General features: G+C 65.0%; 20 protein-coding genes, 1 tRNA gene and 1 pseudogene. 11 read left to right on the top strand and 11 right to left on the bottom strand.

The window, feature by feature from the left end; genetic code table 11:
• Positions 1-115: 115 nt before the first annotated feature.
• The 3 genes and pseudogenes from DBY63_RS11230 to DBY63_RS11220 all read right to left on the bottom strand — a co-directional run bounded on the left by DBY63_RS11230 (position 116) and on the right by DBY63_RS11220 (position 2,923).
• Positions 116-586, bottom strand: a pseudogene (locus DBY63_RS11230) (MEKHLA domain-containing protein).
• A gap of 108 nt (positions 587-694) precedes the next feature.
• Complete coding sequence (locus tag DBY63_RS25350; RefSeq protein WP_108581954.1) at positions 695-1,816, bottom strand: YncE family protein; 1,122 nt, start codon at positions 1,814-1,816, stop codon at positions 695-697.
• 102 nt (positions 1,817-1,918) lie between these two features.
• Positions 1,919-2,923, bottom strand: coding sequence for a ribonuclease Z (locus DBY63_RS11220; protein WP_108581953.1), 1,005 nt, complete (start codon positions 2,921-2,923; stop codon positions 1,919-1,921).
• A 186-nt stretch (positions 2,924-3,109) separates the two neighbouring features.
• On the opposite strand from DBY63_RS11220, the gene DBY63_RS11215 reads away from it, so the two are divergent.
• On the top strand, positions 3,110-4,354 hold the full coding sequence (locus tag DBY63_RS11215; RefSeq protein ID WP_027597632.1) for an acyl-CoA dehydrogenase family protein: 1,245 nt from the start codon (positions 3,110-3,112) through the stop codon (positions 4,352-4,354).
• Between the two features lie 57 nt (positions 4,355-4,411).
• Here DBY63_RS11215 and DBY63_RS11210 read toward each other — a convergent pair whose 3' ends face one another.
• Entirely contained in the window at positions 4,412-5,728 is a 1,317-nt protein-coding gene (locus DBY63_RS11210; RefSeq protein WP_108581952.1) for a PAS domain-containing methyl-accepting chemotaxis protein, read from the bottom strand.
• Positions 5,729-5,939: 211 nt separating this feature from the next.
• On the opposite strand from DBY63_RS11210, the gene DBY63_RS11205 reads away from it, so the two are divergent.
• From DBY63_RS11205 to DBY63_RS11190, 4 genes are all read left to right on the top strand, one after another.
• On the top strand, positions 5,940-7,106 hold the full coding sequence (locus DBY63_RS11205) for an acyl-CoA dehydrogenase family protein (RefSeq protein WP_108581951.1): 1,167 nt from the start codon (positions 5,940-5,942) through the stop codon (positions 7,104-7,106).
• A gap of 10 nt (positions 7,107-7,116) precedes the next feature.
• A complete protein-coding gene (locus DBY63_RS11200; protein WP_108581950.1) occupies positions 7,117-8,202 on the top strand; it encodes a sigma-54 dependent transcriptional regulator in 1,086 nt (361 codons plus the stop codon).
• Positions 8,203-8,278: 76 nt separating this feature from the next.
• Positions 8,279-9,139, top strand: coding sequence for a pirin family protein (locus tag DBY63_RS11195; RefSeq protein WP_108581949.1), 861 nt, complete (start codon positions 8,279-8,281; stop codon positions 9,137-9,139).
• 59 nt (positions 9,140-9,198) lie between these two features.
• Positions 9,199-9,540, top strand: a complete 342-nt coding sequence (locus DBY63_RS11190; RefSeq protein WP_027597627.1) for an FKBP-type peptidyl-prolyl cis-trans isomerase — start codon at positions 9,199-9,201, stop codon at positions 9,538-9,540.
• Positions 9,541-9,553: 13 nt separating this feature from the next.
• Here the strand turns inward: DBY63_RS11190 and DBY63_RS11185 are convergent, their stop codons facing one another.
• The gene (locus DBY63_RS11185) at positions 9,554-9,742 is read right to left on the bottom strand and encodes a hypothetical protein (protein WP_027597626.1); all 189 of its coding nucleotides are present in this window, start codon (positions 9,740-9,742) and stop codon (positions 9,554-9,556) included.
• A gap of 224 nt (positions 9,743-9,966) precedes the next feature.
• A complete protein-coding gene (locus DBY63_RS11180) occupies positions 9,967-12,669 on the bottom strand; it encodes a cellulase family glycosylhydrolase (protein WP_108581948.1) in 2,703 nt (900 codons plus the stop codon).
• Positions 12,670-13,111: 442 nt separating this feature from the next.
• Between DBY63_RS11180 and xth the strand changes: the two genes are divergently transcribed.
• Complete coding sequence (xth, locus tag DBY63_RS11175; protein WP_108581947.1) at positions 13,112-13,900, top strand: exodeoxyribonuclease III; 789 nt, start codon at positions 13,112-13,114, stop codon at positions 13,898-13,900.
• Positions 13,901-13,906: 6 nt separating this feature from the next.
• Here the strand turns inward: xth and DBY63_RS11170 are convergent, their stop codons facing one another.
• Positions 13,907-14,299 carry a hypothetical protein gene (locus tag DBY63_RS11170; protein WP_108581946.1) on the bottom strand — a complete coding sequence of 131 codons (393 nt, stop codon included), beginning with the start codon at positions 14,297-14,299 and terminating at the stop codon, positions 13,907-13,909.
• A gap of 258 nt (positions 14,300-14,557) precedes the next feature.
• On the opposite strand from DBY63_RS11170, the gene DBY63_RS11165 reads away from it, so the two are divergent.
• The gene (locus tag DBY63_RS11165; protein ID WP_108581945.1) at positions 14,558-15,403 is read left to right on the top strand and encodes a sigma 54-interacting transcriptional regulator; all 846 of its coding nucleotides are present in this window, start codon (positions 14,558-14,560) and stop codon (positions 15,401-15,403) included.
• A gap of 250 nt (positions 15,404-15,653) precedes the next feature.
• On the top strand, positions 15,654-16,538 hold the full coding sequence (gene rfbD / locus DBY63_RS11160; RefSeq protein ID WP_042138429.1) for a dTDP-4-dehydrorhamnose reductase: 885 nt from the start codon (positions 15,654-15,656) through the stop codon (positions 16,536-16,538).
• 71 nt (positions 16,539-16,609) lie between these two features.
• On the opposite strand, the gene DBY63_RS11155 is transcribed toward rfbD, so the two are convergent.
• Complete coding sequence (locus DBY63_RS11155) at positions 16,610-18,178, bottom strand: catalase (protein WP_108581944.1); 1,569 nt, start codon at positions 18,176-18,178, stop codon at positions 16,610-16,612.
• Positions 18,179-18,438: 260 nt separating this feature from the next.
• On the opposite strand from DBY63_RS11155, the gene DBY63_RS11150 reads away from it, so the two are divergent.
• Both DBY63_RS11150 and DBY63_RS11145 read left to right on the top strand, forming a co-directional pair.
• The gene (locus DBY63_RS11150; protein WP_074584567.1) at positions 18,439-18,711 is read left to right on the top strand and encodes a hypothetical protein; all 273 of its coding nucleotides are present in this window, start codon (positions 18,439-18,441) and stop codon (positions 18,709-18,711) included.
• 88 nt (positions 18,712-18,799) lie between these two features.
• Positions 18,800-19,006, top strand: a complete 207-nt coding sequence (locus DBY63_RS11145; RefSeq protein ID WP_017640335.1) for a carbon storage regulator — start codon at positions 18,800-18,802, stop codon at positions 19,004-19,006.
• Between the two features lie 21 nt (positions 19,007-19,027).
• On the opposite strand, the gene DBY63_RS11140 is transcribed toward DBY63_RS11145, so the two are convergent.
• On the bottom strand, positions 19,028-19,498 hold the full coding sequence (locus DBY63_RS11140) for a hypothetical protein (RefSeq protein ID WP_007162776.1): 471 nt from the start codon (positions 19,496-19,498) through the stop codon (positions 19,028-19,030).
• Between the two features lie 590 nt (positions 19,499-20,088).
• Between DBY63_RS11140 and DBY63_RS11135 the strand changes: the two genes are divergently transcribed.
• Positions 20,089-20,367: a hypothetical protein gene (locus DBY63_RS11135; protein ID WP_108581943.1), complete on the top strand. Its 279-nt coding sequence runs from the start codon at positions 20,089-20,091 to the stop codon at positions 20,365-20,367.
• Between the two features lie 59 nt (positions 20,368-20,426).
• Here DBY63_RS11135 and DBY63_RS11130 read toward each other — a convergent pair.
• Positions 20,427-20,516 (bottom strand) — tRNA-Ser (locus DBY63_RS11130).
• 80 nt (positions 20,517-20,596) lie between these two features.
• Positions 20,597-21,307 (bottom strand): phosphoribosylaminoimidazolesuccinocarboxamide synthase, encoded by a 711-nt coding sequence (gene purC, locus DBY63_RS11125; RefSeq protein WP_007162774.1) that lies wholly within the window; start codon positions 21,305-21,307, stop codon positions 20,597-20,599.
• Positions 21,308-21,424: the final 117 nt, after the last annotated feature.

Raw genomic sequence — 21,424 nt, 5'->3', positions numbered from 1 at the left:
TGGAAAACGCTACGCGGTTTTCCACCCTACGGCGGGGGCATGCGTAGGGTGACAACGGCGCAGCCTTGTCCACGAATTCGATCTTCCGCGCGCAGCCGAGCCCAACAATCCGGCCTCACTCCACCTGCCCGATCCGCTGCGGATCCGGCCAGAACAGCGCCGCCTGCCCCCGCCGCGTACCTTCGGCATCGATCAGATTCCACACCACCCCCGCATGGATCTGGAAGGCCTCTCCCGCCTTGTCGACGCGCCAGCCTTCGTAGCCTGAGGCTTAGCCCTGGCGCCCCACCGCCTCCATCAAGCGCTGTCGCTCGCCGCGGTCCCTGGGCGAGGCGCTGTAACGCGAAGGCATGCCGATGAATTGGGCGTGGGGATAGCCGAAGCAGCTCAGCGCCTGCCGGTTGGCGTAGCAGAACAGCGGATCGCTCTCGGTACGGTGGGCCAGCAGGGCATAGGGTGCCTGCTCGTGCAACCAGGCAGGGACGTCGGCCTCAGGCAAGCCGACAGGACGCGGCAGCGGCTGACCGAGCCAGTGGCGGTAGGAGGCGTCCAGCAGCGGCAGCAGGCTGAGATCGGTGGCGGACAAGGCGGCGGCTCCTGGGTGGGGGGACCCCCGCATTCAAGAGCAAGCCAGCGGAATTGGGAAGCGCGGGGCCACCGCAGCAGGACGCTGCGGCAGCCCAGGCGGCGCGGTTTACTTCACCGCGGAGAGGTCGATGCGCACCACGCTTTCCGGCGCGGTGTTCATGTATTCCTTGTCGAAGGGCGTCTTCACCGTCGCATACAGCGTCTGGCCATCCGGGCTGACCAGCAGGCTGTTGGGGTTGGGCTTGAGGTCGTAGGCCTTCTTCTCGGCGTAGGTGGTGGCGTCGAGAATCAGCAGCCGACCAGTCTCGCGCTGGGTGATGTACAGCTCGTTGCGGGTGGTGTTGAGCTTGATGGCCAGGGCGTCGCCCACCGGCAGGCGCTTGATCACCTTGCCGCTGCGGATATCGAAGACCAGCACGGTCTTGGCTTCGGAGTTGTCGGTCACGAACAGCTGGTGGTTCGCGCGATCCTCGGCCAGGTTCAGCAAGAGGTACTTGCCGCCATCGCCCGGCGTCCAGCGGTGCTCGATCTTGCGGGTGCGCGGATTGATCACCAGCACTTCGCCGCTGCCGTTGGCCGCATAGAGGCGCCCGGTGTCCTCGGAGTACAGCAGGCCGGTCACCCACTTGCCGGCATTGGGAATGCGCGCCTTGAGGGTCAGGGTCTTGGCGTCCACCACCCAGATCACGCCCGGATCGCCGACCCCGCCGACGTACAGCAAGCCGTCGTGGAGAATGACCTGGCGCGGATTGACCGGATGGCCGTCACGCCCCATCTCGTTGAATTTCAGCCGCTTCTCCACCTTGCCGGTGCGCAGGTCGATACGGCTGAGGCCGCCGTCCAGGGAGTTGGTGACGAACAGCGTCTCGCCACTGGCATCGGTGGTCAGGGCGAAGTTCTTCAGATCGGTGTGGATCTGGCCGGTGATGGCCAGGGTGGCCGGATCCAGCTGATAGATCACCCCACCGGTGACGCCCTTGGTCAACTGGGCGGTCGCCGCATAGACCGACTGCTTGGCCGGGCTGTAGGCCAGCTCGTAGACGCCGTAGCCCAGTTCGATGCGCTTGAGTTCGGCCGGTGCCTGGGGCGCGGCCGGTTGCGCAGCGACGGGCGCCGGCGCGGGTCGCGGTGGCGTCGGTGCCTCCGGGCGATTGGAACAGGCTGCCACTGCCAGGGACAGCAGCGCCATGGCGCCCAGCGTCGAGACCTTGTTGAAAGACACCGCCATTTGCTTCTCCTAGGGACGAGGTGCGAGGGATCGAATCGATCCTGAAATGATAAACGTTCGCACTATGCCCAAGGCGCAAAGGTCAGACAAGACCGAAAGAGTTCAAACTCCTATCGGGTGCCGGTCGCCAGCCCCTGCCCGGCCGCTCTGTTCCAGGGCTTTCAGCCGGCCCTGGCGATCCAGGCGAAAGCGCGCGAAATCCTCGGCCAGCTGCAGGTTGCCGCGGTAACAGGCCGCGGCCTCCTGGCGCAGGTCGTCGATGGACGGCGAACGCCCCGCCTCGGCCTGGTAGCGCGGACTGAAATGGGTGAGCAGCAGGGCCGGCAGCGCCTGCGCCTCGGCGAAACGGGCGACGCCCGCCGCGCTGCTGTGGTCCCAGCTCTGCCCGGTCTTGTCGATCTGCGCCTGGGCATAGGTGGCTTCATGGACCAGCAGCTGAGCGCCCCGGCAGGCCTCCGTCAGCAAGGCGGGCGCGTCGTTGTCCCCCGCCACCACCAGCCGTCGTTCGCCATGGGCCGCCTGCAGGAAGTCGGCGCTGCGCAGCAGGCGGCCTTCGTGCAGCACATCCTCGCCGCCATGCAGCCGGCCCCACAGCGGGCCACGCGGCACCCCGGCCGCCGCCAGGGCCGCGGGATCGAGGCGCTGCGGCCGGCGGGTCTCGCGGAAGCGAAAGGCGTGACTGGGCACCCGGTGGGAAAGCGCGAAGGCGTCGATATCCCAGACCCCGACGGAGACGCCCGCGAAGTCTTCCAGGGCGTGGAAGCGCAGTTCGAAGGGCAGGTGCAGTGCGGTCAGCGCCTGGGTGGCGGCGAGCCAGTCCGCCACCGCCTGGGGCGCGATCAGCACCAGCGGCTGGCTGCGTCCGGTCATGGCGGCGCTGGCCAACAGCCCCGGCAGGCCATAGCAGTGGTCGCCATGGACATGGGTGATGCAGATGGCGCGCAGATCCGCGGCCGACAAGGGGGTACGCAGCAGCTGGTGCTGGGTCGCCTCGCCGCAATCGACGAGAAACCAGTCTTTGCCCTGGTCCTCGATCAGGGCCAGGGCTGAGACATTGCGCCGCCGAGTGGGCACCCCGGCCGAGGTGCCGAGAAACAGGAGGTCCATGGGGGCTCCGGGCAAAAGCTCAGTCTAGCGCGGCCACCCCACTGTCGCCCGGGCAACAGTGGCCAGGCACTCCTGCTGCTGGCGAGGCACCCCGGGCCCCGCAAACCCCGAGAAAACGGCCTTTCAGGCCCTGGCAGCGCTCTTGCAAAGCCTCTGGCGTCGACCTTTCAATCGCCGAGGATCACCATGAATCTGCCCGCTCGCCATCTGCCGCCCAGCCCTGCGCCCAGCCCCGACTACGAACAACTGGCCGCCCGCTTCCGTCCGCTCTTTGCGCGCATCGCCGAAGGCGCCCTGGAACGCGAACGCAACCGCACCCTGCCCTATGCGCCCGTCGCCTGGCTCAAGGACGCCGGCTTCGGCGCTGTGCGGGTGCCGGTGGAATTCGGCGGCAGCGGTGCCAGCCTGCCGCAACTGGTTCGGCTGCTGATCGAGCTGGCGGCCGCCGACAGCAATCTGCCCCAGGCCCTGCGCGGCCACTTCGCCTTTGTCGAGGACCGCCTCAACGCCCATGCCAGCACCTCCCAGCGGGTCTGGTTCGAGCGCTTCGTCGCCGGCGACCTGGTGGGCAACGCCTGGACCGAGATCGGCACGGTCAAGCTCGGCGAGGTCATCACCCGGGTCAGCCAGCGGGACGGCGAATGGCGCCTCAACGGCACCAAGTACTACAGCACCGGCAGCTTGTTCGCCGACTGGATCGACGTCTATGCCCAGCGCGACGACACCGGCGGCGACGTCATCGCCGCCATCCGCACCGACCAGCCGGGCGTGCGCCAGTCCGACGACTGGGACGGCTTCGGCCAGCGCACCACCGCCAGCGGCACCTCGGTGTTCGAAAACGTACGGGTGGCGCCCGAGAATCTCATCGACTTCGCCACCCGCTTCAAGTACCAGACCGCCTTCTACCAGCTGGTGCTGCTGGCCGTGATCACCGGCAGCGGCCAGGCCGCCGTGCGCGAATTCGCTGGCGAAGTGCGCGGGCGCACGCGGGTCTACAGCCATGGCAATGCCAGCGCGGCCAGTGCCGATCCCCAGGTACAGCAGGTGGTGGGCAAGGCCTCGGCCTTCGTCTATGCCGCCGAAGCCGCGACCCTGGCCGCCGCCGCGGCGGCCCAGGCCGCCTTCGAGGCCCGCTATGCCGGGGATGCCGCCGCCGAGCATGAAGCCAACGTGGCGGCGGAGCTGGAATCGGCCCAGGCGCAGTCGGCGGTCGCCGAGCTGGTGCTGCGGGCCACCAGTGACCTGTTCAATGCCTTGGGCGCGTCGGCCACCAGCACCCGCAAGGGGCTCGATCGACACTGGCGCAACGCCCGTACCGCCGCCTCGCACAATCCGCTGATCTACAAGGAGCGCATCGTCGGCGCCTGGGCGATCGACGGCAGCGAACCGCCCTTTGTCTGGCAGATCGGCGGCGGCAGCAAGCAGGGCTGACCACCAGAATGCACAACGGCAACCCTGGGGTTGCCGTTGTGCATTCAGCGCGCCGGATCAGTTCGACAGCTGGCGGGCGAAACGCCCCACGGCGCCGACCACTCGCTGGGCACCATCCTGGATCTCCACGATCACCTGGCCGGCCTGCCCCGCCAGTTCTAGGCCCTGCTCGGCCTGGCGCCGACCGTTCTCGATCACCGTCACCGCCTCGCCGGCCAGTTGCTGGTTTTGCTGCACCACTCCGACGATCTCCTCGGTCGCCTTGCTGGTGCGCGAGGCCAATTGCCTGACCTCATCGGCCACCACGGCGAAACCACGACCCTGCTCACCGGCCCGGGCCGCCTCGATGGCCGCGTTGAGCGCCAGCAGGTTGGTCTGTTCGGCGATGCCGCTGATGGTCTTGATGATGGTCCCGATCACCTGGGACTGGTTGTCCAGCGCCTCGATGCCCTTCACCGCTTCCTGCATCTGGGTGGCCAGGGCGCGCATCACTTCCACCGTCTGCTGCGCCACCGCCGCGCCTTTGCGGGCCGTGTCGTCGGTATGCTGGGAGGTCTCGAAGGCCACGCTGGCGGCTTCGGACACTGCCTGCTCCTGCTGGACCTGGTCGGTGATCACGGTGGCGAACTTGACCACCTTGTACAGCCGGTCATGGGCATCGATCACCGGGTTGTAGGAGGCTTCCAGCCAGACATCGCGGCCATGGGCATCCAGGCGCTTGAAGCGATCCACGACGAATTCGCCGCGACGCAGGCGCGCCCAGAATTGCTCGTAGGCCTCGGAATTGGCTTCGGCCGGCTCGCAGAACAGCCGGTGGTGCTTGCCCTTGATCTGCGCCAGGGAATAACCCATGGCCTGCAGGAATCTGTCGTTGGCATCGAGCACCTCGCCCTGGAGGTTGAACTCGATGACGGCCGTGGAACGGCGCAGCGCCTTGAGCAGGCTTTCGTGCTCGCGCGAGGTCTCGATGGTTCGCGTCAGGTTGTTGCAGAACAGTCGGAAGCGCGTCACCTGGCCCTGGCTGTCATGGAAGGGGTGCAGGATGCCGCGCAACCAGGCTTCCTGACCGTCGCCACGCAAGAGATGCAGGGCACCGCTGTAGGGCTCGCCGCGGCTCAGCGCCTGCTGCAGTCGGCGGCTGTATTCCTGGTTGCGGACGTGCGCCGGAATGAGGTCCGCCAGGGGGCGTCCCAGCAGATCCGCGGCGCGCACGCCCATCTCCTTTTCGAAGTTGGCGTTCACCGCGGAGATGCACCCGCGGCCATCCAGTTCCAGGCCCAGCATTTCCACGTCGAGCTCGGCCTTCAGCCGCTTGAAGGAGTCCACCTGCTCGCGGAGGCGCTGCAGTTCTTGTTTTAGGCCTTTGTTGAACATGACACGCCCCTGGTTGGGAGATTAGGTTACCGCTGTATCGACCGGGATTAGTCAGGCCTTTAATGCCGTCAGCAGGACAATGACCAGATGTCCGGAATGCAAGATGGATGGCGGCGGGCCATTAACTAATAACAAAAAAATATTTCAACTCAGGGTTTGGCCGGCATTACGTTCTAACGCCTGTCTGCTCTCTCCATTGCAAGAGTCCCCCATGTCCGATTCCCTGCTGGCCCCCCTCCTTCCCCTGCTGGAGCGCTTCGCTGCCACCGCGGCGGAACGTGATCGTCAGGGCGGCACGCCCAAGGCCGAGCGTGACGCTCTGCGCCAGAGCGGTCTCCTGGCCCTGAGCATTCCTACGGAACTGGGCGGCCTCGGCGCCTCCTGGGATCAAACGCTGGAGGCGGTGCGGCGACTGGCCCGGGTCGACAGCTCCCTGGCCCACGTCTTCGGCTTCCATCACCTGCTGCTGGCCACCGCCCAGCTGTTCGGCCAGCCCGCGCAGTGGCGACCCTGGCTTGAGGGCACCGCGCACGATGGCCTGTTCTGGGGCAATGCCCTCAATCCCCTGGATCGCCGTACCCTCGCCCGCCGCAGCGGCGATGCCTGGCAGGTGGATGGCCAGAAGAGCTTTTGCAGTGGCGCCCTGGATTCGGATCTGTTGCTGCTTTCCGCGCTGGAAAACGATGACAGCGGACGCCTGTTGATCGCCGTGGTACCCACCGGCCGTGCCGGCATCCAGCTGTTCGACGACTGGGACAACAACGGCCAGCGCCAGACCGACAGCGGCAGCGCGCGCTTCGACGGCGTACGGGTCGAACACCAGGAATGGCTGCTCGATCCCGGCCCGCTGAGCACCCCCTTCGCCTGCCTGCGGCCGCTGCTGGCCCAGCTGATCTTCGCCAATATCTTTCTCGGCCTGGCCGAAGGCGCCTTTGCCGAGGCGCGCCGCTACACCACCACCCAGGCACGTCCCTGGTTCAAGTCCACAGCGGCCAGCGCCAGCGAAGACCCCTACATCCTGCGCCACTACGGAGAATTCTGGGTGGCCCTGGAGAGCAGTCGGCTGCTGGTGGAGCGCGCCAACGGCGCCTTCGCCCAGGCCTGGCAGCAGGGCACGGCGCTGACCGCCGCGGCACGGGGTGAACTGGCCATCGCCATCGCCACGGCCAAGGTCGCCGCCAGTCGTCACGGCCTCGATCTCGCCAGCCGCCTGTTCGAGGTCGGCGGGGCCCGCGCCACCGCCGGTGCCCTGCGCCTGGATCGCTACTGGCGCAACCTGCGCACCCAGACCCTGCACGATCCGGTCGATTACAAGCTGTACGAGCTGGGCGACTGGGCCCTCAACGACACCCTGCCCACCCCCAGTTTCTACTCCTGAGGAGCCCGCGATGACCCTGCTGACCCTGACGCGCACACCCGAGGTGCCCCGCTACCGGGCAACGGCCCAGGTGTTCGCCGATCCCAAGTCGCGCGACCTGCTCGCCCACCTGGAAAAGATCGCCCCGAGCGACGCCAGCGTGCTGGTGATCGGCGAAACCGGTACCGGCAAGGAACTGATCGCCCGGCATATCCATGCGCTGAGTCACCGCCATGCCGGCCCCTTCGTCGCCGTCAATTGCGGCGCCTTCGCCGAGAGCCTGGTCGAGGCGGAGTTGTTCGGTCACGAAAAGGGCGCCTTCACCGGCGCCCTGGCCGCGCGCGCCGGCTGGTTCGAGGAGGCCAACGGCGGCACCCTGTTTCTCGATGAGATCGGCGACCTGCCGCTGTCGGTGCAGGTGAAGCTGCTGCGCGTCCTGCAGGAGCGCGAGGTGGTGCGACTCGGCTCTCGCCGCAGCGTGCCGCTGAACGTGCGGATCATCGCCGCCACCAATGTCCCGCTGGAGCGGGCGGTGGCCGAAGGCACCTTTCGCGAAGACCTCTGGTACCGACTCAATGTGGTCAGCCTGCCGCTGTTGCCGCTGCGCCAGCGCCAGGGCGATATCCTGCCGCTGGCCCGGCACTTCCTCCACGCCTATGCCCAGGCGCCGATCGCCCTGACCCCGGCGGCGGAGCGACGCCTGCTGGATCACCCCTGGCCGGGCAATATCCGCGAACTGGAAAACACCCTGCAGCACGCCCTGCTGCTCAAGCCCCAGGGCCTGCTGGATGCCGGTGACCTGTCGTTCGTCCAGCGTCCCAGCCTGGTCCCGGCGGCGCCGCGCCCGACCGAGGCGGCGCCGGTGGACAGCCTGCTGACCGACGCCTTCGCCCAGTTGTTCGAAGAGCAACCGGAGGCCCTGCACGAGCGCGTCGAAGATGCCCTGGTCCGCGCCGCCTACCGCTTCTGCCATCGCAACCAGGTCCACACCGCCCGCCTGTTGGGGCTGAGCCGCAACGTCACCCGTGCCCACCTGATCCGTATCGGCGAGCTGGTGGTCAATCACCGTCGGCCGCTCGCGCCCCGGCCGGAACGCGAGGTCCGCTTCTCCATCTGAAGGGTGTCCTACCCGACGGGGTACCGACAGACCATGGAGCGCCTTACACTGGAGTTTTGCTCCGCGAGGCCTCCGCATGACCGCCCGTACCTTGCTGCACCGCCATCCCGCCCGGCGTGACGACATCGGCGACCTCCAGACACGCCGGCCGCTACCCGGCCCCGGCCTGCCCCATCTGGACCCCTTCCTGTTCCTCAATCATCACGGTCCCCAGGTCTATCCGCCGCACAATGCCGGTCTGCCCTTTGGTCCTCATCCCCATCGCGGCTTCGAGACGGTGACCTTCATCCTCTCCGGTTCGCTCGCCCACCGCGACAGCGGCGGCCATGAGAGCGTCATCGAAGCCGGGGGCATCCAGTGGATGACCGCGGGCAGCGGTCTGGTGCATGCCGAGCTGTCGCCCGCCGCCTTCAAGCGCGATGGTGGTGACCTGGAGATCCTGCAGCTGTGGGTCAATCTTCCCGCCCGCCTCAAGTTCACGCCGCCGGCCTACCACGGCGTTTCCGCCGCGGACCTGCCCCTGATCGAGGCCGATAGCGGCCGGGTACGCCTGCACCTGGCATCGGGCAGCCATGAGGGTATCCAAGGCGCCGTGGCCACCCCGACACCCATCACCCTGATGACCGTCGAGATCGCCCCGGGTGGCCGCGTTACCCTGCCCGCCCCGGCCGGCAACTCGGTGTTCTGCTATGGCGTGCGCGGCACCGTGCAGATCGCCGGCCAGGACGAAGCGCCATGGCAGCTGTTCGAATTCGCCGATGACGGCGACCACATCGACGTCTCCAGCCGCGACGGCGCCGTGCTGCTCTATGGCCATGCGGCGCCCTTCGCCGAGCCCATCGTCGCCCACGGCCCTTTCGTGATGAACAGCGCCGAGGAGATCCGTCAGGCGATCCGCGACTACCAGGCCGGCCTGTTCGGTGACGTACCGGAGTAAGTCGCCCCGCCAGGACGCCGCGCCCAGGCTAGAATCCGGCTTTTGCCTGGAGCATGGCGATGAGTGACGAATTGCGGATAGAGGATCTGGTGGTGGGCGACGGCAAGGCGGTGGTCAAGGGCGCCCTGATCACCACCCACTATGAGGGCTGGCTGGACGACGGCACCCTGTTCGATTCCTCCCGCGCCAAGGGACGGCCCTTCCAGTGCGTCATCGGTACTGGCCGGGTGATCAAGGGCTGGGATCAGGGCCTGATGGGCATGCGGGTCGGCGGCAAGCGGCGCCTGGAGGTACCGGCGGCCCTCGCCTATGGCGAACGCCAGGTCGGAGCGCTGATCAAGCCACATGCCAACCTGAGGTTCGAAATCGAATTGCTGGAAGTCCTGACACGCGACGATTGAGGTCTGGCCGACTTCAGCTCGGCGTCTTGGTATTGCGGCGCACCAACTCAAGCTGGGCTTCGAGCACGCTCAGCCGGGCGAACTGGCGGGTGTAGATGACGAATTGCTCCTGAAAGCTCTGACGGCTCCGGGCAAGGTCCTGTCGATGACTGCGGATCTGCTCTTCAAGCGTCTGCAGCCGCTGCTGGGTGGTTTGCGTCATGGCACCTACTCCTTGTGCTTGGGGTGTCAAATGGACTCTAACCGTGCCCCGACAAGTCGAGCTATAGCCGTTCGTCGTCCCTTAGACCACCGCTGCAGAGCCGTTTCGTCTCGCGAATGCATCAGTGCAAGGCGTGAAAAGCGCATCTTTCCTCACCGAACGATCAAGAAAAAAGGCGACGAACCCGAGGAGGTTCGTCGCCTTCAGGACACACGCGGTAAAAGCTAACGCGGGCCTACCGCCGTGCAGCTGTTGCTGGCATCGACGTATTTCTTCAGCGTCGGCCACTGCGGACGCTCCACGCCATTGACCGGCTCCACCGCCAGCGCGGAAGCACCCCAGCCGGGACCGGCCGCCCAGTAGGTCAGCGGCATGCAGTTCTGCTGCAGATAGGCCAGCATATTGTCGGTGGCGGTCAGCCAGCGGCTGTCACCTGCGGGTACGCCGAACTCGGCGATCATGCCCCGCTTGCCATTGCGCTTGAGCCATTCGACGAAGGGCTTGACCCGATTGACCCCGACCTGCGGATCGATGGTGCTCGGATTCTGGGTGGCATAGGTGCCACTGCCGTCCTCGTCGAGGTAGACGTTGGCCGCGTAGACGATGTTGTTGGCCGGATCCTTCAGATTGAGCAAGGCATTGCTCACCCCGGGCCAGTTGGCCGCGCTACCCCAGGCATTGCCCTGGACGATCACCGGGTGGGTGCGGTCCATGGTGCGGACGCCGTCGATGCCGGACTGGGCCGTCACCGGCCAGCTGCTGTCGGCGCCATTGGGCTTGCCCATGATGTCATAGCCATAGAGCGCGGCATGGTTGCCCCACTGGTAGGCCAGGCGGTACATCAGATCCCAGTAGTTGAAGTTGGTGACGGTACCGGTGCCGATCAGGGTGCCCTTGTAGCGGCCGCCGTTGTCCAGCGCCAGGATCACCTTCATGTTGTACTTCTTGGCCAGCTCCAGCACCTGGGTGACCTGCTGGGTGTAGGCTCCTTCCAGGCTACCGAAGAAGCGGGTCTGCAGGCGCTCCCAGATCACCGGGAAGCGGATCAGCCGCACGCCCTTGGCGCTCCACTGCTGGAAATTCGCCTCGCCCGGCATGATGTAGTTGACGTTGAGAACCCCGGGCAGCGTCTGGGGTGCAAAGGCGGCACCCGAGAAATTCAGCCCCACCAGGTTGAGCTTGGCGCTGTTGGCGGGCGTGCCGGTCGATCCCGTGGGTGTGGTCGTCGAACCGGTGGCGGGCGTGGTGGCACCCGAGGAGCCCGTGCTGCCGGTGCCGATCGCAGGCTTCACCTCGGCCACTGGCGTCGTCACGGCCGGCGTCGCACTGCCCGAGTTGCTGCCCGAACTGGCGCTGCCGGTACTGCCGGTACTGCCGGTACTGCCGGTACTGCCCGTAGAGCCCGTCGTGGTCCCCGGCACCGTCGTCGGCGTGCCGGAGGTGGTGGTCCCGGTCTTCAGGGTCTTGGGATAGCCGTAGGCATTGCCATCGAGCTGCGGGCTCTCGATGAAGACACTCATGTTGCTGCCGACGACCTGGGCATAGGTCACCTTGTAGCTCTTGCCATCGGCCGGCGTGATCTGCGCGCCCACCTTGAAGGCGCCCACGTTGGCCGCCGACGCCGGAATGGAGAAGCCGGCCGCCTTGCGATAGACGCCGTGCAGCCAGTCCTCGTTGGTGAAATCGTTGATCGAGGTGGTCACCCCGGTCGTGGTCGAGCCGCCGGTGTTGCCGGTGCCCGCGGAGGCGCCGGTGCCCGAGCTGCCACCGCTGTTCGAGCCGGTATTGCCGCTGGTGGAGCCACCGCTGCTGCCGGTGGAGCCGCTGGAGCCGCCCGTGGCACCGGTACCGCTGGCTGGCGTGCTGCCGGTCCCACTGGCCAGCGGGCCGATGGCGGTGCAGCTGCTGTCATCGATGTACTTCTTCAGGGTCGGCCATTGCGGCCGGTCGACGCCATTGATCGGCTCTACCGACAGGAAATAGTTGCCCCAACCCGGGCCGGCGGCCCAGTAGGTGGCGGGAATGCAGTTCTGCTTGAGATAGGCCAGCATCCGGTCCATCAGCGGCAGCCAGCGGGGATCGTTATCCGGCACGCCGAATTCGCCGATCATGCCCTTCTTCTTGTTCTTCTTCAGCCACTCGACGAAGGGCCGCACCCGCTCCACGCCATAGTCCTGGCTCAGCTTGCCGACATCGATGCCGGTGTAGTTGCCGCCGGCGCTTTCATCGAAATAGGAATGCGCCTGGAAGATCAGGTTGTCGGACGGATCCTTGAGCGCCAGCAGGGAGTCGTTCCACAGCGGCCAGCGGGTCGCTTCCGACCAGCCGTTGCCTTCGATCATGATCGGCTTGGTCTTGTCGACCGCGCGGACCCCGTTGATGCCGTACTGGGCGGCGATCGGCCACTGGGCCATGGAATCGTGGGGCTCGTTCATGATGTCGTAGGCGTACAGCGACGGCTGACTGCTCCAGCGCTGGGCGATCCGGGTCATGATCTCCTGGTAGCGGTCATAGGGAACCGCCGCGCTGCCGATCACCGATCCGCGATAGAAGGTGTAGTTGTGCAGGTCGAGGATGATGCGCATGCCGTATTTCTGCGCATTGGCGAAGGTCTGGTCCACCAGCGCCGCATAGGTCGGGTCCAGCGGACCGCCCAGCACCGGTTGCAGGCGCTCCCAGATGATCGGGAAGCGGATCAGCTTGATGCCCTTGCCGCTCCACTGCTTGAAGTAGGCCTCGACAGGAAAGATGTAGTGGGTGCCGTTGACGCCCGGCAGTACCTGGCCAGCGAAACCGGCGCCGGACAGGTTCAGGCCGACCAGATTGACCTGCTCGGCCTTGGCACCGGCAGCCAGGGTCAGGGCGGCAACGAAGGGCAGCACCTGGGCTGCTCTGCGGGAAAACTTCAGGAAGGATGGATTCATCATCACCAACTGCGCTAAATCGACAGCCCGCTCCCTGAACACTGGCCGATATGAAGTGAGAGAAGAGTCGCGCCATGTTGCCAAGCGCGACGTTGCCTCCAAGCATGTCCAGCTATACAAGCCACATGCCAACTTCATACCGCTTTACTATGGCCACTATTTAGACATCATTGAGAAGTTTCTAAAGCTTTTGATTTTAAAGGCTTTTCTATAACTACCGTTCATCGACTCCGACGGGTGAATCCATTCACCACTAATCATCAGCGCGTCGATGCAAGTCCGCCGTCAAATTTATTTCCGGAATAATCCGACAACCGACCAAAAGTTCCCGAAGGTGCCAAAAAAAGTAAGTCGCAAATTAACGTGAAACAGATCACATAAATGTGGCTGAGGAACTGCCCATATCTCGTTCGGGTCATGGCTATAACCGCTTCCGGAGCACTTCATGACCTCCCTTACCCTTGCGACCTATAACGTCAACGGCATTCGTGCCCGGTTGCCCATCCTCCTGCAGTGGCTGGAGCGGGAGCAGCCCGACATCGTCTGCCTGCAGGAACTGAAAGCGAAGTCTGCCGACTTCCCGCAGGCGGAGCTGGAAGCTGCGGGCTACGGTGCGCTCTGGGACGGCCAGCCCTCCTGGAACGGGGTCGCCATCCTGGCGCGGGATGACCAGCCACTGGAGGTTCGCCGGGGCCTACCGGGAATGACCGACGATCCCCAGCGCCGCTATCTGGAAGCCGCGGCCAAGGGCGTGGTCGTCGCCTGCCTCTATCTACCCAATGGCAATCCCTGGCCGGGCCCCAAGTTCGATTACAAGCTGGCCTGGTTCGAGCGTTTCATCGAGCATGCCCAGGGACTGATGGCGAGTGGGCATCCCGTGGTGCTGGCAGGCGACTACAACGTGGTGCCGACCGACCATGACATCTACGACCCGAAATCCTGGCGCAAGGACGCCTTGCTGCAACCCGAGAGTCGCGCCTGCTTCGAACGGCTGCTGGACCAGGGCTGGCTGGACGCCTTGCGCGCCTGCCATCCGGATGAGGCGATCTACACCTACTGGGACTATTTCCGCCAACGCTGGCAGCGCAACGCCGGTCTGCGTATCGATCATCTGTTGCTGAGTCGGGCGCTGCAGAAGTCCCTGCAGGAAGCCGGGGTGCATCGCTGGGTACGCGACCTGGAGAAGACCAGCGACCATGCGCCGACCTGGATCCGCTTCAAGGCGCCTGACTGAAGGCGTTCAAGCGTCGCGCAGCAGGTCGTTGGCGTTGAGCAGGGCGAAGAGCACTTCCGGACGCTGATTGAGACCGCGGCGCACCGCGGCCGGTATCGTCTGATGGAGCTTGCGACACAGTCCCGGTCGTGGCTGCAACTCGATGAACATGCCGCGGGCGCTGCGTACCTCTCCCGGCCCTGGCTCGATCTCCAGCTGGATGCCGAGTTGCTCCTGCAGGCGCCGTTGCAGGCGCTGCAGATCGGCCACGCTGGTGACGTTTTCCAGGCGCTCCAGCAGGCGCTGTTCTTCCTGGCGATTGAGCAACAGCGCTCGCGCATCGGCGGCCGGATCGGCCAGCACGGCGTCGCGCTCGCAGGTACAGACGCCAGGCGGACAGGGCGCACGCAAGGAAGCCATCTGACCTCTTTTCCTCTCGTTCCGGAGCAGCAGGATAGCGCCGATCGCCTCACCCTGACGACGGCGGCGCCGAGTGGGCGACACGACAGAACGTCCAGACAGTGAGTCTCCCGGCCGTTTAAGAGACCCCGTGGCCGACACAGGGATCCGCTGCATGCCGAGTACCAAGGGATCACGCTCCGTCCAAAAAACCAATCGATATTAAAAAATAGCTAAAGCTTATTTTTAGATATATGAGATAGCCATTAGGATGAGGCTTTGACTGCCCGCGATATCACCATGCCCACGCTCTCCTCCGACCTCCTGATCGTGCCCGCGGAGCAACAAAGCTCCCTGACCATCCGCGCCAAGGCCCTGGCCTTCGCCGACCCGCGTTCGCGGCAACTGCTCGAGCACCTGGATGCCCTGGCGCCGCGCCCCTCCCCCGTGGTGCTAACGGGCGAATGGGGCACCGGGCGCGAATTGCTGGCGCGACGGCTTCACGAGCGCAGCGGCCGCACCGGACTGTTCAGCAGCCTCGATTGCGCCTCGCTCAGTCGTCGGCATGCTGCGGCCGAACTCTTTGGCTATGTTCCACGCGCCTATGCCGGCACCTCGGGCAGTCGGGTGGGCTGGTTCGGTACCGCCCACGAGGGCAGCCTCTATCTCGACGAGATCGCCGACCTCTCCCGCCCGCTGCAGGAGGAGCTGGTCGAGGTCCTGTCCGACGGAAGCATCCTGCGGCTCGGCAGCAGTCAGCGCACCTCGGTGGACGTCCGCCTGATCGCCGGCTCCAGTATCGATCTGGCGCTGGCCGTCGCAGCCGGCCATTTCGACGAACGCCTCTGGCAACGCCTGGCGCCGGGGCAGGTGGCAGTACCGCCCCTGCGCGAGCGACCGGCCGATCTGCTCCCCCTCGCCCGGCATTTCCTCAGGCTGCATGCCGAACGTCTCGACCGGACACCCCCGGAATTGACGGCTGAGGACGAAGCCGCGCTGATCGCCTATCCCTGGCCGGGAAACATCCGCGAACTTGAACAGGTTCTCCATACCGCGCTGCTAACTGCCTCGACGTCCGGACTCCAGCTTGGCAAGCTGCTGCCACTGTCCCTGGTACCCCGCTGAACTCTGCCGACAGACGGCAGTCCTAGCCGCGTACCCTTGCTCGAGTCCCAGCATGACCACCCTGCCCATCCTGTCGATGCCCACTCCGCCATAGTCTGCGGCGGCCATCTTTCCCCAGGAAAGATGATCGGAATCCTCGTTTTGTCGCCTCGCGCGGCAGGCGTTGATTCGTGTGGGAAAAGCCCAGGGCTTTTCAGGAATCGATCGACAGGACGTACGTCTTCCGCTGAAGACGTTCAGGCATGCTTTCATGAATATTGTGATCACTGGCCGTTCCGGCCAAGTTTCGCGCGCCTTGCAGCGCGAGTTCGGTAGCACCCATCAACTGACCGTGCTGGGTCAGGCGGATCTCGATCTGGCCCAAACCGGGCAACTGCGCGCAGCCTTCGACCGGCTGGAACCCGACCTCATCCTCAACGCCGCCGCCTATACCGCCGTGGATCAGGCTGAGGCGGAAATCGAACGCGCCGAGGCGATCAACGCCCGGGCACCGCAGATCCTGGCCGAGTTGGCGCGTGAGCGGGATATCCCCTTCGTGCACTATTCATCCGACTACGTCTTCGATGGCCGGGGGCATCAGCCCTACACCGAGGCTTGCGCGCCGGCGCCGCTGAGCGTCTACGGTCGCTCCAAGCTGGCGGGCGAACAGGCGGTACTGGCGGCCGGTGGCCGCGCCCTGGTGCTGCGTACCTCCTGGGTCTACTCCCATGATGGCCAGTGCTTCTTCAACACCATGCGCCAGCTGCTGGCCGAGCGCGACGAACTCCACGTAGTGGAGGATCAGCTCGGCGCCCCCACCTGGGCGCCCACGATCGCCACGGCCACCCGCCAGCTGGTCGAACGTCTGCTGGAGCACGGGGATGTCGGCGGTCTCTATCACCTGACCAATGCGGGCCAGACCTCCTGGTACGGCTTCGCCGCCGCCATCGCCGCGCGCCTGGAGCGACGCGGCGAACTGCGTGCCCGCCTCTATCCCACCACGACCGAACACTACCCCACGCCGGCGACACGACCGCTCTATTCCTGCCTCGACTGCAGCAAGGTCGAAGCAGTCCTGCCGAACGCCCTGCCGGACTGGCAAGCCGACTTCGACCGCTGCTGGGCGCGGTTCGAACGCGATAGAACGCTGAATTGAGCGGGCCGGACCCCGGCGGCGCCTGTCCGCCGGGTCGCCTCGGCTTCAGCCGCAGGCGACGGCGTCCCCCCTCAACGGCTCTCCCGCTCCCCACCCTGGTAGGTCGGTTCAGTCACGTCCTCGTTGGGCGCAGGATGGCCCGGCAGATTCGGTAGCGCCTTGGCCCTTTCCAAGTCGATGCCGGCGCCCTGGGCCACCCGGGTGCCATAGTCCGGATCGCAGTGCCAGAAGTGCCAGACCATGCGCAACTGGATGTCTGCGGGACAGGCCTGCATGTCGGCGACCAGGTTGGCGATGAGATCGTCCCTTTCCCAGTCTTCGAGGCTGCGATAGCGCGCACCGGTCTGCTGGTAGTCAGCAGCCGTCTTGCGGGATTGATAGCGCCCCAGATGGCCTTCGATCCATTGACGATACTCGTGCTGCGGCCGCGGCGCCTCGCTCAGGCCACCCTGGGAGCTGGGCTCGTAATTGACGTGGGGATTGCTCCCGCTGCGATCCACCTGCAGCGCCATCTGGCCATCGCGCTGATTGGTGGCGTAGGGGCATTTGGGCGCATTGATCGGCAATTGCAGATAGTTGGCGCCGACCCGATAGCGCTGGGTATCGGAATAGGACAGGGTCCGCCCCTGCAGCATCTTGTCGTCGGAAAAGTCGATGCCCTCCACCAGCACCCCCGTGCCGAAGGCGGCCTGCTCGGTTTCGGCGAAGACGTTCGAGGGATTGCGATCCAGCACCAGCCGGCCCACCGGCAGCAGGGGAAACTGGTCTTCCGGCCAGCGCTTGGTGTCGTCCAGGGGATCGAAGGGCAATTCGTCGTGCGCCTCGTCCGCCATGATCTGCACGCACATCTCCCACTCGGGATAGTCACCCCGCTCGATGGCGTCGTAGAGATCCCGACTGGCATGGCCCACGTCGTACTTCTGGATCTCGGCCGCCTGCTCGCTGGTGAGATTCCGGATGCCCTGCTTGGGCTCGAAGGAGAACTTGCACAGCACCGCCACGCCCTGGTCGTTGACCAGCTTGTAGGTGTTCACGCTGGAACCCTGCATGTGCCGATAGTCTGCGGGGATGCCCCAGGGGCTCTTCACCCAGGTCACCATGTGCAGCGCTTCCGGGTGATGCTGGACGAAGTCGTAGAAGCGCCAGGGCTCCTGGCGATTGGTGATGGGGTCGGGCTTGAAGGCATGGATCATGTCGGGAAACTTGATGGCGTCGCGAATGAAGAACACCTTCAGGTTGTTGCCCACCAGATCCCAGTTGCCGTCCTCGGTATAGAACTTGATCGCGAAGCCCCGCGGATCGCGCGCGGTCTCGGGCGACTCCTTGGCCCCGATGACGGTGGAGAACCTCAGGAAGACCGGCGTCTTCACCCCGGTTTTGGTCAGCACCTTGGCACAGGTGTAGCGGCTGGCGGGTTCGTCGCCGATGGTGCCATAGGCCTCGAACCAGCCATGGGCGGCGGTGCCCCGGGCATGCACCACTCGCTCGGGCACCCGCTCCCGATCGAAATGGGTGATCTTCTCGATGAACTGGTAGTTTTCCAGCGTGGCGGGGCCCCGCTCGCCCACGCTGCGCAGGCTTTGGTTGTCCCGTACCGGATGACCCTGGCGGGTCGTGAGAGTGATCTTATCGTCGCTCATGGTGGTCTCCAGGCTAGTCACGTCGAACACTGCAGTGACCGGGCCTGTCCGCGGCAGTTGTCAGCCGTCAGACGAGCTGTCCGGAGACGAAACGGCGCCCGGGCCGCTTCTGCTGACCACCCGGGGCTCTAGCCGCTACCTCTCGTCCGTTCGGCGGAAAAAATCGCTGATCGCGCTATCGATCCCATCCAGACTGTTCATCAGCAGTCGATAAGACTCACGGCGATACTCTTTAACAAGAACAGCAGCCGGAGCTTCCCATGCCAGAAGAATACGAAAGCGATCCGCACCCCTGCTCGAAACCGGCGGGGCATTCCGACTTCAACGAAATGGCTGCCGCCGTCGCCGCCGCCATCTCCGTCTGGGCTCTGACCACCCTGGTCGCCTTGCTCGCGGGTTATCACGGCAGTGGTCCGACCAATGTCATCAACCTGCTGGTGGTCCTCGCGGGCGCTTTGGGATTCGTTGGACGGCGCTGGCAACTGGGGCGTCGGTATCGCTCCGTACATCGCTCCGTACATCGCGCCAGATAACCGGCGGAGCCCAACAATCTGCCTACTGATTCTCACCAGAGGCGGAACTGTTTATCATCGGCGCCCTGAAATCATGGCAGGGATGCTCATGTCTTATCTGGTCTTGACCCGTCGCACCGACGAAATCATCAATCTTTCCCTGAAGCCGGGGGCCGATGAAGAACAGGTGCTGGATCTGCTATTCAATGGCGGCATCAACATCCGCATCCTCAAAGTGCAGGGCGACCGCGTGCAGGTAGGCATCCAGGCGCCGACCGACATCAGCGTGATGCGGCAGGAATTGCTGCCCTTCTGAGTCGCCGCTGACCGACCGTCGCTACCGCAACCAGGGCGAGTTGCGGTTGCGCACGTACTCGAAGCGCCCCTCCAGACCCCGCCATTCAACGCCCTGCCAGAGTTCCGGCGCCAGCGTGCCTTCGGCCTGCAGATCCGCTCGATAGTGGGCGAAGAACGGCTGGCCGTCGCGCAGAACGATGACGTTGTGGCGCTCTTCGATCTGGGCGATGAGATCCAGGACGGCTTCGGCCGAGCGGCCGCCGCTCAGGCAATAGCAGCTGCCATATTGATGCAGCATGCTTTCGAAGCGGTAACGATAGAGGGTGCAGCGATCGGTCTCGAGGTGAACGCTCTGCCCCTTGGCATCCTGCAGGGCATGGTGGACGCAGTGGTCGCAGTCCTCGAATTCCTGACGCGACTCCACCCATTCACCGAGAAACTGCTTCTTCCACCGCCATACCAGCAGCCCACGATCTTCAGGCCGGGAATACACGCTGACCTTGTAGAACATCGCTCGACTCCTCTTATTGTTATGCGCCGAAGCCACCGTCCAATGGCTGCCGCTTGCCGCTCGGCCATCGGAGGTCGCACGCTCTGAGGCGTGCCTTTCCAGCATCGCTCCATTTGCCTGAGGCGTCCAGCCATTCCCGGGCGCTGGACCCTACCGCTCGACGGTACGCAGCTACCGCAAACGGCCCTGGATGCGACATGAAGCGCCGCGGCTTCGTCCAACTTCCATACAAGATGACATCGGGTCTGCCGGCCGCTTTATCGCCTCGAGATCACGCAAGACCGCCATTCCAGAGCCGGATACAACAAGGGTACAAGTTCTGGTACCGCCCATCAGGCAAGGCGATATTGGCTGCTCAAGACGATTCCGGCGAACTAGTATTCGGCCAACCGTGATCGCCAGGAGTGGTCGAAATCGCAGCCCTGACAAGGACTTGGACGGTCCCGGTGGCCAAGCAACCGCGCCTGGTCGCGTTCGGATCCCTGACCGGCTGAACGCCTTTTCGCGAATCGCCAGCAGCAGGGCCTGCAGCCGCCCTGGCCATCCAGGGCGGCGCCTCGGTGAACCCCTTATCCACTCAAGGACCTTTTATGACTGGCCTGGATAGCGACTGCAAAGAGGCGCTCCGTTATGCCATCAGAAACTGTCCCGCGCGCACGACGGGCCAGCTGGCGGCCATCGACTATGCCGAACGGGCCATCCGCCACGGCCTGAACGCCCTCTCCCCCCTGGAGCAGAAGACGCTGGCCCTGGAGCTGGGTTTCTGGCTGACCCATTACCAGCGGATCCAGGAGTGCTCCGCTCCTGGCCCAGCCGATGTAGAGACCGCGCAGACGCCTGCGCTCTCCCCTACCAGCAAGATCGACTAGCCAATCCGCAGGCAATAAAAAACCCCGAGGTGCCTGGCACGCTCGGGGTTTTCCGTATTTGGCGGAGAGATAGGGATTTGAACCCTAGGAGCCATTGCTGACTCAACGGATTTCGAATCCGTCCCGTTCGACCACTCCGGCATCTCTCCAACGCGGCGCATGATACCAGTCATGCGGGCAAAAGCGAACAAGCAATTGCAAAAAAAGCTCTGGTATCAGCGGCTTGCGTTTAGAGCGGGACACCCAGGCGCTGGGCGACCTCTTCGTAGGCCTCGATCACGCCGCCCAGACCCTGGCGGAAGCGATCCTTGTCCATCTTCTTGCGGGTTTCCTTATCCCACAGGCGGCTGCCGTCCGGGCTGAATTCGTCGCCCAGCACGACCTTGCCGTGGAACAGCCCGAATTCCAGCTTGAAGTCGACCAGTAGCAGACCGGCGTCGTCGAACAGCTGCTTGAGGATGTCATTGATGCGGAAGGTCAGCGCCTTCATCTCGGCCAGCTGGTCGAGAGTGGCCCAGCCAAAGGCCTGGACATGGCTTTCGTTGACCATGGGGTCGTGCAGCGCATCGTTCTTCAGGAAGAGTTCGAAGGTCGGCGGCGTCAGCTCCAGGCCCTCCTCCACGCCCAGGCGGCGCACCAGGCTGCCGGCGGCGAAGTTGCGCACCACGCATTCCACCGGAATCATCTCGAGCTTCTTGACCAGGCATTCGTTGTCGCCCAGCAGCTGCTCGAACTGGGTGGGAATGCCGGCCGCTTCGAGCTTCTGCATGACGAAGGCATTGAACTTGTTGTTCACCATGCCCTTGCGCTCGAGTTGCTCGATGCGCTCGCCATCGAAGGCAGAGGTGTCGTTGCGGAACAACAGGACCAGGCGATCGGGATCGTCGGTGGTGAATACCGACTTGGCCTTGCCACGGTAGAGTTCTGCGCGTTTTTCCATCTTGGACTCCGGTTCGAAGGGCTTGCAGGCTGTGGACGAACGCAGGTGAGACGACCGGTTCGGGACCAGTACAGCCGGGAAGCGCAGTTTACATAGGATCGTGGATCTTTTGGCCGT

The organism is Pseudomonas sp. RIT411 (genome assembly GCF_003057735.2).
GTDB lineage: Bacteria > Pseudomonadota > Gammaproteobacteria > Pseudomonadales > Pseudomonadaceae > Chryseomonas > Chryseomonas oryzihabitans.
Note: the sequence above shows the minus strand (reverse complement) of the source record. Positions and strands in the feature narration are given on the sequence as shown.

Excerpts from the sequence above, each read along its gene's own strand:
- DBY63_RS25350 (WP_108581954.1), bottom strand. The coding sequence starts at position 1,816 with ATGGCGGTGTCTTTCAACAAGGTCTCGACGCTGGGCGCCATGGCGCTG.
- DBY63_RS11220 (WP_108581953.1), bottom strand. The coding sequence starts at position 2,923 with ATGGACCTCCTGTTTCTCGGCACCTCGGCCGGGGTGCCCACTCGGCGG.
- DBY63_RS11215 (WP_027597632.1), top strand. The coding sequence starts at position 3,110 with ATGAATCTGCCCGCTCGCCATCTGCCGCCCAGCCCTGCGCCCAGCCCC.
- DBY63_RS11210 (WP_108581952.1), bottom strand. The coding sequence starts at position 5,728 with ATGTTCAACAAAGGCCTAAAACAAGAACTGCAGCGCCTCCGCGAGCAG.
- DBY63_RS11205 (WP_108581951.1), top strand. The coding sequence starts at position 5,940 with ATGTCCGATTCCCTGCTGGCCCCCCTCCTTCCCCTGCTGGAGCGCTTC.
- DBY63_RS11200 (WP_108581950.1), top strand. The coding sequence starts at position 7,117 with ATGACCCTGCTGACCCTGACGCGCACACCCGAGGTGCCCCGCTACCGG.
- DBY63_RS11195 (WP_108581949.1), top strand. The coding sequence starts at position 8,279 with ATGACCGCCCGTACCTTGCTGCACCGCCATCCCGCCCGGCGTGACGAC.
- DBY63_RS11190 (WP_027597627.1), top strand. The coding sequence starts at position 9,199 with ATGAGTGACGAATTGCGGATAGAGGATCTGGTGGTGGGCGACGGCAAG.
- DBY63_RS11185 (WP_027597626.1), bottom strand. The coding sequence starts at position 9,742 with ATGACGCAAACCACCCAGCAGCGGCTGCAGACGCTTGAAGAGCAGATC.
- DBY63_RS11180 (WP_108581948.1), bottom strand. The coding sequence starts at position 12,669 with ATGATGAATCCATCCTTCCTGAAGTTTTCCCGCAGAGCAGCCCAGGTG.
- xth (WP_108581947.1), top strand. The coding sequence starts at position 13,112 with ATGACCTCCCTTACCCTTGCGACCTATAACGTCAACGGCATTCGTGCC.
- DBY63_RS11170 (WP_108581946.1), bottom strand. The coding sequence starts at position 14,299 with ATGGCTTCCTTGCGTGCGCCCTGTCCGCCTGGCGTCTGTACCTGCGAG.
- rfbD (WP_042138429.1), top strand. The coding sequence starts at position 15,654 with ATGAATATTGTGATCACTGGCCGTTCCGGCCAAGTTTCGCGCGCCTTG.
- DBY63_RS11155 (WP_108581944.1), bottom strand. The coding sequence starts at position 18,178 with ATGAGCGACGATAAGATCACTCTCACGACCCGCCAGGGTCATCCGGTA.
- DBY63_RS11150 (WP_074584567.1), top strand. The coding sequence starts at position 18,439 with ATGCCAGAAGAATACGAAAGCGATCCGCACCCCTGCTCGAAACCGGCG.
- DBY63_RS11145 (WP_017640335.1), top strand. The coding sequence starts at position 18,800 with ATGTCTTATCTGGTCTTGACCCGTCGCACCGACGAAATCATCAATCTT.
- DBY63_RS11140 (WP_007162776.1), bottom strand. The coding sequence starts at position 19,498 with ATGTTCTACAAGGTCAGCGTGTATTCCCGGCCTGAAGATCGTGGGCTG.
- DBY63_RS11135 (WP_108581943.1), top strand. The coding sequence starts at position 20,089 with ATGACTGGCCTGGATAGCGACTGCAAAGAGGCGCTCCGTTATGCCATC.
- purC (WP_007162774.1), bottom strand. The coding sequence starts at position 21,307 with ATGGAAAAACGCGCAGAACTCTACCGTGGCAAGGCCAAGTCGGTATTC.